The following is an 11,654-nucleotide window of genomic DNA, read 5'->3' on the forward strand; positions in this document are numbered from 1 at the left end:
CGGATCCACCGTGGACGGGCCAGCCGCGCACGGATCCCTGCCGCAGGGACCCGCCCGGGGAGGCCCGCACCCGGGGTCCCCGGTGCGCGGCGGCCGGCCGCCCGGGCCCGACCGGGCGTCAGCTGCTCGCCGGAGGGCCCGCGGGGGCGCCGGACCCGTTGGCGATCGTGCCGTCCCGTCCGCGCGCCGGAAGGGCCGCGGCGCCGCCGGAGGTGACCCGGGTGGCGCCGATGTAGTCGGGGGTGTCGATCCGGTCGTAGCGGATCACGGCCCCGGTGTGCGGGGCGTTGATCATGTAGCCGCCGCCGACGTAGATGCCGACGTGGTGGATGGTGCGCGGGTCGTTCAGGTCGTGCGCGAAGAAGACGAGGTCCCCGGGGCGCAGCTGGTCGCGGGCGGGGTGCCCGCCCGCGTACCACTGGTCGTTGGCGACGCGGGGCAGCCGGATGCCGACGGTCGCGTAGGCGGCCTGGGTGAGGCCGGAGCAGTCGAAGCGGCCGCCCTGGGAGGGCAGTCCCTCGCCGCCCCACAGGTAGAGGGTGCCGAGCTTGCCCTGGGCGAAGTAGATGGCCCCGGCCGCCTGCGCGGAGTAGCCGACCGGGCCGGCGGCGGCGGTGAAGCTCGCCGCGAGCGAGCGGATGCGCCGCACGTACCCCTGCGTCTCGGCGTAGGGGGGGACGCCGCCGTTGCTGATCACCGCGTACGGGCCGGCGTTGTAGGCGGCGAGCATGTTGGCGACGCGGTCGCCGGGCACGCCCCGGGTGTCGCGGGCCAGCGCGCAGTCGTAGGACGCGGCGGAGGGGATGGCGTCGGCCGGGTCCCAGATGTCCCGGTTGCCGTCGCCGTTGCCGTCCACCCCGTGGCTCGCCCAGGTCGCCGGGATGAACTGGGCGATGCCGTAGGCCTTGGCGGGGCTCACGGCCGTGGGGTCGAAGCCGCTCTCCTGGTAGAGCTGGGCGGCCAGCAGCGGCGGGCTGAGCTCGGGGCAGAGGGTGCCCCACTTCTGGATGAGGCCCTGGTAGGCGGCGGGCACGGTGCCGGGGGCGAGGGCCGCCGTGCCGGCGGGGGCGGGCCCGGAGGCGGCGTAGGTGCCGACGGCGACCAGGCCGACGAAGGAGAGCCCGACGACCCCTGCCGCCCCGGCCACGGCGAGGGACCTGCGGAGTACCATCACATGCCCCCTGCACATGCCGGGTCGACGGACTGACGCCACCGCACAGTGTGCGGCAGAGAGTTGCTCTGAGCAATCATCAGAGGTACGAGGAGTGAGCGGTATCCTCTACAGGGTGCCGCGCCACGGACCATCGTGGCCGACACGTCCCGCACCGCACGACACATCCCCCGGAAACAGCCAAGTCGACACCAAATCTGGCCAAGAACAGTCCCCGTCCCTTCGCCCGGAGCCGGTGCGGGGCCTTGAATGCCTGATCAGGCGGTGAGAGAACATGACCTTCCAGTCTGCGGACCACTTCAGCGCGGCGCCCTCGAAGGGCGACATCAACACGATCATCGGCGGCATCGCGCCCGACTGGGGCCCGTTCGCCAGTCTCGGCGCGGAGGCGCGGGTCATGGTCGAGGTGGTCATGGCGGTGGCCATCCTGGGCTGCCTGGCGATCGCGATCTGGGGTGCGGCCAAGCAGCGCATCGGTGCCACGGCGATGCGGGACACCTTCAGCGCCGAACAGGGGAAAGGCCTGATCATCGCCGGGCTCACCGGCGTGTTCATCATCGGTTCGCTCGGCACCCTGTTCACCATTGTCTACGGGATGGCCATCTGACGATCTGATGAGTCATCCCGCAGCGGGCGCTGCGCCCTCCCACAGCGCACACGTCCCGCAGCCCTGCCCCCGGACGCCGGTCATGCGCCCCTTGTGACCGCCGCTCCCGTCCACCACCATCCATCACTGTTGCCACCGCGTGCCCCGGGTCCGCCCGCCGGGGCTGCTCCTTCCTTCGTCCCAGGAGGGCCCGCCGTGTCGTTGTCGGACGACCAGCCGCACACCCGCACGCGGCTCCCGGTCGGCGACCTGCCCTCCGCGCCGCCGACCAGGCAGCCGCGCCCCCTGCGCACCCTGCTCACCGTCATGACCGTCCTCGTGCTGCTGGTGGTGGCCATCTCCTTCGCCAACCGCGACAAGCCCGTCCCGCGCAGCGGCACGGGCACCGCCTCCGGCGGCGGCTCCGGCGACTCCGGCGGCGGGGCCGCGCCCACCGCCGCCACCGGCCGGCGTCCCGTCGACACCACCACGGCCGGCGGCATCCCGACCGGCTTCCCCCGCACCGACCAGGGCGCCCAGTCCGCGGCCGCCAACTACGCCGTCGCCCTCGGCTCCGCCGGGATGTTCGACCCCGGCACGCGGCACTCGGTGGTCGCCGCCATCGCCGACCCCGCCGCCGCAGCAGCCCTGCAGCGCCGCCTCGACGACGCCTTCGCCCAGGGCGCCGCCGCCCGGTACGGGCTCGACGAGCACGGCGCCGCACCCGCCGGCCTCACCTTCATCAGCCGCACCGTCCCTGTCGGCACCAGGACCGAGCAGTACGGCGGCGACGGCGCCCGCGTCGCGGTGTGGAGCAACGGCCTGATCGGCCTGGCCGGACAGGGCTCCACCCAGCCCGTCGCCGAGAACTGGTTCACCCTCACCCTCACCCTGCGGTGGGCGGGCGGCGACTGGAAGGTCGCCGACTTCCGCCAGCAGGCGGGCCCCGCCCCGGTCAACGGCGACCAGCGGGCGGCGAGCGCCGACGAGATCAGGTCCGCGGCCGAGCAGTACGGAGGCTTCCGCTATGCCCGCTAGCCCCCTCCTCCGCCGCGCCGGCGTCCTCGGCGGCGCCCTCGCCGCCCTGCAGTTCGCGGCGCTGGCCGCGGCCCGGGCCGTCCTGGCGGCGCCGAGCCCGGGGCCGTCGCCCAGCCCGTCACCGACCTGCGTCACGCTGCCCGGCCCCGGCAGCGGCCGCTGCGACACCGGCAGCGGGCTGCCCGGCGGCGGCACCCTGGACACGGTCACCGACCCCCTCGGCTCCCTCGCCAAGGGCTGCGCCGAGGCCGCCGCCTGGGTCATCCGCCGCCTGTCCGCCGCGATCGACGGCACCACCGAGGTCGACTTCACCAACGCCGCGTTCCTGCGCCAGTACGCCGTCGTCTTCGCCGCCTCCACGATCCTCACCCTGGTGCTGTGGCTGCTGGCGGTGGCCAAGCGGGCCGTCCGGGGCGCGCCGCTGCAGCAGGCGTTCTCCGAGGCCGTCGGCTTCCTGTGGCTGACGGTCCTCGCCTCCGCGTTCACCCCGCTGATCCTGTACACGGTGGTCACCGCCACCGACGGGGTGACCAAGGCCATCGCGCTCGGCACCAAGTCCGACACCGGCACCTACCTGGGCGGCTTCGCCGACACCCTGGAGAAGGGGGACCTCGGCGGCGGCCCGCTGATCCTCATCATCGTCTCGCTGGTCGCCGTCCTCGCCGCCGCCGTGCTCTGGCTGGAGCTGCTCATCCGGGCCGCCATGCTCTACGTCGGAGCGCTGCTCGGCACGGCCGTCTACGCCGGGCTGGTCGACCGGCAGCTGTGGCAGCACGTGCGCCGCTGGGCGGGGCTGATGGTCGCGGTGGACCTCGCCAAGCCGGTGATCGTGATCGTGCTCGGCCTCGCCGGGGCGATCGCCACCGACGCGGGGGCGTCCGACGCGTTCGCCCGGGTGCTGTCGGGCCTGGCGATCCTCTTCCTGTCGATCTTCGCGAGCACCGCCATCTACCGCTTCGTGCCCGGCTTCGGCGACGACATGATCGCCATGCGCCGGGCCCGCGCCGGCGCCGTCTCCGCCGGACAGGCGGTGGTCAACGGCCCGGCGAACTTCGTGAAGCAGGGCATCTCCACCCACGGCTCGCGCGGCGGCGGCGACGCCCCCGCCCGCGCCCAGGGCGGTCCGGCCGCCGCCTCCGGCGGCTCGGTCGGCTCCGGCATCGCCGCCCACTCCGGCCGCGGGGGCCGCCAGGCCCCGGCCGGGCCCCCGGCGCAGTCGCCGCCGCCCGCCTCCTCCGCCCACCGCAGCAGCCCGACCTCGAAGGGGGTGTGACGGACGGTGTCCAGCCAGCCCGTCGGCCAGTACGGAGGGCAGTACGGCGGCAGCCCGTACGTCCACCAGCGCCGGACCTACCTCATCGGCAAGGCCAGGCCCAACGCGGTCATCGGCCGCAACCGGGAGACCGGCGAGGTGCTGCTGATCATCGCCGGGGCCTTCCTCGGCATGATGTGGGGCCTGCTGGTCCCGCTCCTCCCGCTGCGCATCCTCGGCCTGGCCGGCCTCCCGGCCCTGGCCTTCGCCGCGGTCTACGTCCCGTACCGCAAGCGCACCTTCTACAAGTGGGCGGAGATCAACCGCAGCTACCGGCGCACCGTCCGCTCCGGGCGCGCCGCCTGGGCCTCGACCGCGATGGAGGCCGGCACCCGGCTGGACGGCCGCGAGGTGGAGGTCGGCCCGCCGCCCGGCGTGGGGCGGCTGCGCTGGCTGTCCGCACCGTTCGGGCCCGACGAGGTCTCCGTCCTGCTCCACCTGGACCGGCACACCGTCACCGCCGCCATCGAGATCGAGGGGCCCGGTGTGGGCCTGCGCGACTCGGAGGACCAGGAGGCGCTGGTCGACCGGTTCGGCACCCTCCTCAAGCACGTCGCCAACGGCGACGGCTTCGTGACCCGCATCCAGATGCTGGCCCGCACCCTGCCCGCCGACCCCGACGCCCACGCCAAGGACGTCGAGCGCCGCGGCGACCCGGGGGCCCCGCCGTGGCTGCAGCACTCCTACGACCAGCTGCAGTCGATGGTCTCCACCTCCTCCGAGCAGCACCGGGCCTACCTGGTCGCGTGCATGCACTACACCCGCGACCTGGCCGCCGAGGCCAACGCGATGGGCCGCACCGCGCACCGCCGCGCCCGCGGCGACGAGGGGATCGCCGCCGTCATGGCGCGCGAGCTCACCGACATCTGCGCCCGCCTCGCCGAGGCCGACATCCGGGTCCGGCAGCCGCTCGGCCAGGCCCGGCTCTCCTCGCTGCTGCACTCCATGTACGACCCGGACCACCCCATCGACCACATCCAGGCCATGTCGCGGCGGAACGCGTGGCCGGCCGAGCTGGACGCCACCCATCCCCAGTACCTGACCGCCAAGACCCGGGAGTCCGCGACCCGCGAGCCGTGGTGCCACGCCACCGCCTGGGTCAAGGAGTGGCCGCTCACCCCGGTCGGCGTCAACTTCCTGGCACCGCTGCTGGTCCACACCCCGGACGTCATCCGCACCGTGGCCGTCACCATGGACCTGGAGCCGACCGACGTCGCCATCGAGCGGATGCTCACCGAGAAGACCAACGACGACGCCGAGGCCAGCCGGGCGGCCAAGATGAACCGCACCGTCGACCCGCGCGACCTCGCCCACTCCGGCCGGGTCGACCAGCGCGGCGACGACCTCGCCTCCGGCGCCGCGGGCGTCAACCTGGTCGGGTACATCACCGTCTCGTCCCGCTCACCCGAGGCGCTGGCCCGCGACAAGCGCACCATCCGCGCCTCGGCCGGCAAGAGCTACCTGAAGCTGGAGTGGTGCGACCGCGAGCACCACCGGGCCTTCGTGAACACCCTCCCCTTCGCCACCGGCATCCGCCGGTGAGTCCGCCGCACGCCGCCGCCCCCGCCTGCCGCCGCACCGAGGAGTCGCCATGCCGTCCCCGCTGAGCGCGCTGACCGAGGCCTTCACGAGCTTCGTGTTCGGCAAGGTGGAGACCACCCGGCTGCCGGTGCGGACCTCCACCGGCCAGGCGCAGGCCGTCTACCTGCCCACCGCCGCCCCCGGCCTGGGCGACTCCGGTGTGATCATCGGCCGCGAGGTGTACAGCGGCAAGGGCTACGTCTACGACCCCTTCCAGCTGTACGGGCAGCAGCTGCCCGCCCCGCACTGGCTGGTCCTCGGCGAGTCCGGCAACGGCAAGTCGGCGCTGGAGAAGACCTACGTCCTGCGCCAGCTGCGCTTCCGCGACCGGCAGGTCGTGGTGCTCGACGCCCAGGGCGAGGACGGGGTCGGCGAGTGGAACCTCATCGCGGAGGCGCTGGGGATAACTCCCATCCGGCTCGACCCGGCGGCGGCCCTCGACGGGGGCATCCGCCTCAACCCGCTGGACCCGGCGATCGCCACCACCGGCCAGCTGGCGCTGCTGCGCACCATCGTCGAGGTGGCGATGGGCCGCGGCCTGGAGGAGCGGGCCGGCTTCGCCCTCAAGGCCGCGCACGGGCACGTCCACGCCGCGGTCACCGACCGCCAGCCGGTGCTCACCGACATCGTCGACACGCTGCGCAACCCCCACCCCGCCTCGGTGGAGTCGCTGGGCGTCTCCCTGGACGACGTTCGCTCCTGGGGCCTGGACGTCGCCCTGGTCCTGGACCGGCTGGTCGACGGCGACCTGCGCGGCATGTTCGACGGCCCCACGACGGCAGGCATCGACCTCGACGCCCCGCTGATCGTCTTCGACCTGTCCCACATCGACCGCAACTCCATCGCCATGCCGATCCTGATGGCGATCGTCGGCGTGTGGCTGGAGCACACCTGGATCCGCCCCGACCGGAAGAAGCGCATCTTCCTGGTCGAGGAGGCCTGGCACATCATCAACAGCCCCTTCGTGGCACAGCTCTTCCAGCGGCTGCTGAAGTTCGGCCGCCGCCTGGGCCTGTCCTTCGTCGCCGTCGTCCACCACCTCTCCGACGTGGTCGACGGCGCGGCGGCCAGGGAGGCGTCCGCGATCCTCAAGATGGCCTCCACCCGCACCGTCTACATGCAGAAGGCGGAGGAGGCCCGCGCCACCGGCCGGGTCCTCGGCCTCCCCCGCTGGGCCGTGGAGATCATCCCCACCCTGTCCCCCGGCATCGCCGTCTGGGACGTCAACGGCAACGTGCAGGTCGTCAAGCACATCATCACCGAGACCGAGCGGCCGCTCGTCTACACCGACCGCGCCATGACCGAGGACGCGGTCGCCGAACGGACGCGCGCGGAGCAGCAGCTCGCGGACGACCCGGCCGCCTAGCCCCCACCGGAACGCCATGACCCGTCCCCCCGCACCCTCCCCGTCCGCACCGGCCCCGCCGCCCCGCTCCGGGATACCCGACGGGGCGGTGGTCGCCCTGCTGGCCTTCCTCCTCGGCTCGGTGACGCTCGTCTGGACGGCCACCGGGCTGGCCGCCCTGGCCACCCGGGGCGCCTGGCCGCGGGACCTGCCGTTCACCCGGTCCGCGCAGGCCCTCCGGCGACTGGCGACCGCCCCGCACGACCTGGGTGCGGCCTGGGCCCCGGCCGCCCGCACCGGCCGGGCGCCGGCGCCGCTGCCCTCGGCGGCGGCCTTCTGGTGGGCCTTCCTCCTGCTGCTGGCGGCCCTGGCCGGGCTGCTCCTGCTCGGGTACGCCGCCCGCGCGCGCCTGAGCCGGACGGCCGCCGGCGGCGCCGCACGGGCCGCGCGGGGGGCGGACGCAGCGCCGGCCGCCCCGGCAGCAGCCCCGGCAGTGACGAAACCCGCGCCGGACCCCCGTCCACAGGCTGTGGACGGGGATCCGGCGCCCGCAGCCCCCGCCGTACCGGTCCCCGCCCCCGCAGGCCGCCCGGCCCCCGCCGGGTCCCCGGAGGCCGCACCGCCCCCGCCGCTCCCCCGCGCCCCGGCGCCGCCGCACCCGCTGTCCTTCGACGCCCTGCTGCCCCGGGCGGCCGCCATCCGGTCCCGGCCCGACACGGGACTCGCCGGCCCCGGCGCCCGCACCGCGCCCAACCCCCTCGCCTACGGCGTCTCCCTGGGCCGCGACACCGCCACCGGCACCCCCCTCCTCGCGGCCCTCGACCGCGGCCACTGCGTCCTGGCCCCGCCCGCCGCGGCCCGCTCCAAGGGCCCGCTGCTGGTGCACCCCGCCATCGCGCACGCCCCCGGGCCCGTCCTGGCCACCTGCGCCGGTCCCGCCGCCTGGGAGGCCACGGCCGAACGGCGCGGCAAGACCGGGCCCGTCCTGGTCTTCGACCCGCTGCGCCTGACCGCCGCGGACACCCCCCAGCGGCTGCGGTGGGCGCCCCACGACTCCTGCGGCGACCCGGCGGCGGCCACCGCCCGCGCCGACGCGCTGCTGCACGCCGTGACGCCGCCGCACGGCGGAGGCGCGGCCGCCGCCGTCCACGCCGCCGCCCGCACCCTGCTGCGGTGCTGGCTGCACGCGGCCGCCCTCGACGGACGGCCGTTCCGCCAGGTGCACCGCTGGGCGGGCGGCCACGGCGCGCGGGAGGCGCTGCGCGTCCTGCGCACGGACCGCGGCGCGGCCGAGGGGTGGGGCGGGGAGCTGGAGGCGGTGCTGGCGGCGCCGCACGCCTCCGGCGCCGGACTCCGGGACGCCGCATCGGACCTGGTGGCCGGCGCGCTCTCGTCCCTGGAGGAGCTGCACGTCCTGCAGGCCTGCTCGCCGTCCCCGGGGGACCGGCTCGACGTGGAGTCGTTCCTGTCCGAACGGGGAACCCTGTACCTGGTGGGGCGGCCCGTCGAGGCACCCCACCACCAGCCCGGCGTCATGCCGCTCCTGACCGCCCTCGCGCAGGACGTGGTCGAGCGCGGCCGGCGCATGGCCGTAGGGTCATCCGCCGGCCGGCTCGACCCACCACTGCTCGCCGTCCTCGACGACGTGGGCGCGGTCGCACCGCTGCCCTCCCTGCCGGACCTGGTCGCGCGCGGCGGCGCCCAGGGCGTCCCCGTGCTCGCCGTGCTCCGCTCCCCGGAGCAGGCCCGGGCGCGCTGGGACGGGCGCTCCGTCCACAGGCTGTGGACGGAGGCGGCGACCCGGACGGTCCTGGGCCCGGCGGACGGCGCGTCGGTGGGGGCGCTCCTGGCGGCGACGGCGGGGCCGGAGGCCGGGGGGCCGGGTCCGGCCGCGGCCCGGGGGGCCGCCGAGGGCGAGGCGGTCGTCCTGCACCCGCCGACGGGGACGTCGGCGGTGGTCCGGTTCGACGACACGCCCTGACGGACCGATTCCCGGGCGGGCCGGTGCGCCGACTCGGCATGCTCGCGCCATGTCCCCGACGGGGGGTGACGAAGCGGACTTCTCCCTGACAAAAGGTCTCACACGAGCCCCCGGCAGGCCGGACACCCCACGCACGGCCACCGGTTGCACACAAACTTGTCGTCCTTTCTGAAAGAACTGCAACTGACGGGTAATCTCCTCTTCCACCCGGCAGCAAAGTCCAGCAACATGGTCAGCCCCAACCCCACGATTTCGAGGGGCGCCCCGGGCCGCGGCGGAGCGATCCGGTGTCCACGCACCACCGGAGACCGACCGGATCCTGCCGCGCATCTGAACCGTTTCGCGCAGCCGCGCGTCACCACCGGCAAACGGGAGCGCCGCAGGACGAGGAGTCGAGAGCGTGTCTCAGCTCCACCGGTTCGACCAGTCCGACCGTCCCCGCACCGCGGACGCGGCGGGGACCGCCGACACCCTCTGGGGCGAGGCCAGCCTGGACGCACCCCCGTGCACATCCATGCCCGACGCCGAGCTCGCCCGGCTCCTCCGCAGCGACGAGCCCATCGCCCACGAGGCGCTCGACGAGCTGCGCCGCCGCCACCTGCCCGGGACGCTCTCCTACACACGCATCTGCACCCGCGACTCCCATGCGGCGGAGGAACTCGCCGACGACGCCTTCCAGGCCGCCCAGCGGGCCGTCCAGGCCTCCGGCGGCCCCAAGGAGGCGTGGCGGCACCACCTCCTGATGCTCGTCCAGCGGACGGCCGCGGGATGGGCGGCCACCACCCGTCGGGCCGAACTCGCGCCCGACTTCGCCGCCTGGCTCGACGAGGAGCGGGAGGCCCCGTCCGCGGGACACCCGGACACGGGATCCCCGGAGTCCCGGTCGCTGATGCTGCTGAGCTTCCGCTCCCTCCCCGAGCGCACCCAGGCCCTCCTGTGGCACGCCGTCGTGGAGGAGGACGACGACGCCGCCACCGGGCACCTCCTGGGCATCGAGCCGCAGAGCGTCCCCTACCTCCGTGAGAAGGCCCGCGAGGCCTACCGCGACGTCTACCTCCAGGTCCACACCGAGAACTCCGCAGGCGAGGACTGCCGGCGCTTCAGCGGCCTGGTCGAGGCCGCGGCCCGCCGTTCCGGCGTCCACCAGAACGAGGACCTGGACCGGCACCTCGCGGGCTGTCCGCGCTGCTCCCGCCTGCTCACCGACCTCGTGGGGATGGACGAGCGCCCGGACGCCGTGCTGGCCGAGGGGCTCCTGCTGTGGGGAGGCGCCGCCTATGTCGCCGCCCGCCTCGCCAGGACCGTCACCGGCCGGACCATCCCCGTCGGCGTCCCGCGCCTCCCGGGCACCGGCCACGCCCACGCGCCGGCGGTGCACGGCGGCGCGTCCGGGGCGCCGGACGGCGGGGGCGGCCCGTTCGGCGCTCCCCGCGCGGGGGCCGCGGACACCGCCTCCACCGGGTGGCGGCTGGTGCGGCTGGCCCGCCAGTTCCCGGCCGCGGGAGCGGCGGCCGCGGTCGTGTTGGTCGTGGCCACCGCCGCGACCACCATCGTGACGCTGGTCCCGTCGACCAGCACCAGCGCGGCCGGAGGCGGCAACGACCCCCTCGGCGGTCCCCCGCTGGTCGTGACCGGCACGACCGCCTTCGCCACCGTGACGACGACCCTCCCGGCCTCCCTCCTCCCGTCGGCTCCGACGTCGGCGTCGGTGCCGGGGAGCGCGTCGGCCTCCCCGAAGGCGCCCGGCCCCTCGGCCTCATCCGGCGCCCCGGGCCCCTCCCTCGGCACCGGCCGGGCCCCCGGCGCCCCCGGCGCCCCCGGCCGTCCGGCCCCGGGCAGGTCGGTCCCCGTCCCCCCGCCGCCGACCAACGGCATCACCTACAGCGAGCTGGTCAACGTCCGCTCCGGCCTCTGCCTCGACGTCGCCAGCCAGTTCGTCGCGCAGAACGCCGACGTCGTGGTGAGCACCTGCACCGGCGCGACCACGCAGAAGTGGTACACCGGCTCGGACAACCTCATCCGCAACTACGCCAACCCCGACTTCTGCCTCGACTCCCGGGGGAGCACCGGCAACGGCGTCGGGATCTGGGAGTGCTCCGCCGTGTCCGGTTCCAACGGCAGCAACCTCCGCTGGCAGAACGGGGCGGACGGCTCCATCCGCCCGTTCATCGACAGCCGCTTCGCCCTCACCACGACCAGCGGCACCCCGGGCACCCCCGTGGGCCTCGCATGGGCGGAGGGCCGCACCGAGCAGACCTGGCGCACGGGCGCCACGGCCGTCCTGCAGGGCTGACCGTCCGCGCCGGCAGCCCAGCGGTCCGGGCAAGCCAGCCGGCCGCCCCGTCGGCCCGTCCCGTCCGGCGGTCATGGTCGCCCCCACCCGGTCGTGTTCCGTTTCCGGGCATGCGAAAGGGGCCCCGCCGCCGTCCCCGGCCACGAGGCCCCTCCCGGACCCACCCCATCCCCCGACACACGCGCCCGCAGACGCGCGCAGACGCGAAAAAGCCGCGGCCCCAGCAGATCGCTGGGGCCGCGGCTTTGAATGATTGTTCGGCGGCGTCCTACTCTCCCACAGGGTCCCCCCTGCAGTACCATCGGCGCTGTAAGGCTTAGCTTCCGGGTTCGGAATGTAACCGGGCG

Annotated in this window: 8 protein-coding genes and 1 rRNA gene; 7 read left to right on the forward strand and 2 right to left on the reverse strand. The window is 75.3% G+C overall.

Annotation, left to right across the window (positions count from 1 at the left end):
• Positions 1-118: 118 nt before the first annotated feature.
• Positions 119-1,171 carry an NlpC/P60 family protein gene (locus tag ACFY07_RS18170; RefSeq protein WP_390869610.1) on the reverse strand — a complete coding sequence of 351 codons (1,053 nt, stop codon included), beginning with the start codon at positions 1,169-1,171 and terminating at the stop codon, positions 119-121.
• Positions 1,172-1,445: 274 nt separating this feature from the next.
• Here ACFY07_RS18170 and ACFY07_RS18175 point away from each other — a divergent pair, with 274 nt between their 5' ends.
• From ACFY07_RS18175 to ACFY07_RS18205, 7 genes are all read left to right on the forward strand, one after another.
• On the forward strand, positions 1,446-1,778 hold the full coding sequence (locus ACFY07_RS18175; RefSeq protein WP_230746810.1) for a hypothetical protein: 333 nt from the start codon (positions 1,446-1,448) through the stop codon (positions 1,776-1,778).
• 195 nt (positions 1,779-1,973) lie between these two features.
• A complete protein-coding gene (locus ACFY07_RS18180) occupies positions 1,974-2,795 on the forward strand; it encodes a hypothetical protein (protein WP_390869611.1) in 822 nt (273 codons plus the stop codon).
• A complete protein-coding gene (locus tag ACFY07_RS18185; RefSeq protein ID WP_390869613.1) occupies positions 2,785-4,068 on the forward strand; it encodes a hypothetical protein in 1,284 nt (427 codons plus the stop codon). The genes ACFY07_RS18180 and ACFY07_RS18185 overlap by 11 nt, the downstream gene beginning before the upstream one ends.
• A 6-nt stretch (positions 4,069-4,074) precedes the next feature.
• Positions 4,075-5,649: an SCO6880 family protein gene (locus ACFY07_RS18190; RefSeq protein ID WP_390869615.1), complete on the forward strand. Its 1,575-nt coding sequence runs from the start codon at positions 4,075-4,077 to the stop codon at positions 5,647-5,649.
• A gap of 49 nt (positions 5,650-5,698) precedes the next feature.
• Positions 5,699-7,054: an ATP-binding protein gene (locus tag ACFY07_RS18195; protein WP_230746816.1), complete on the forward strand. Its 1,356-nt coding sequence runs from the start codon at positions 5,699-5,701 to the stop codon at positions 7,052-7,054.
• Between the two features lie 16 nt (positions 7,055-7,070).
• Positions 7,071-9,014 (forward strand): type IV secretory system conjugative DNA transfer family protein, encoded by a 1,944-nt coding sequence (locus ACFY07_RS18200; RefSeq protein ID WP_390869617.1) that lies wholly within the window; start codon positions 7,071-7,073, stop codon positions 9,012-9,014.
• A 400-nt stretch (positions 9,015-9,414) separates the two neighbouring features.
• Entirely contained in the window at positions 9,415-11,307 is a 1,893-nt protein-coding gene (locus tag ACFY07_RS18205; RefSeq protein WP_390869619.1) for a ricin-type beta-trefoil lectin domain protein, read from the forward strand.
• Between the two features lie 255 nt (positions 11,308-11,562).
• Here ACFY07_RS18205 and rrf read toward each other — a convergent pair.
• Positions 11,563-11,654 (reverse strand): 5S ribosomal RNA (gene rrf / locus ACFY07_RS18210); the annotation flags it as partial.

It is taken from the genome of Streptomyces sp. NPDC001380 (assembly GCF_042895785.1).
Classification (GTDB): Bacteria; Actinomycetota; Actinomycetes; order Streptomycetales; family Streptomycetaceae; genus Peterkaempfera.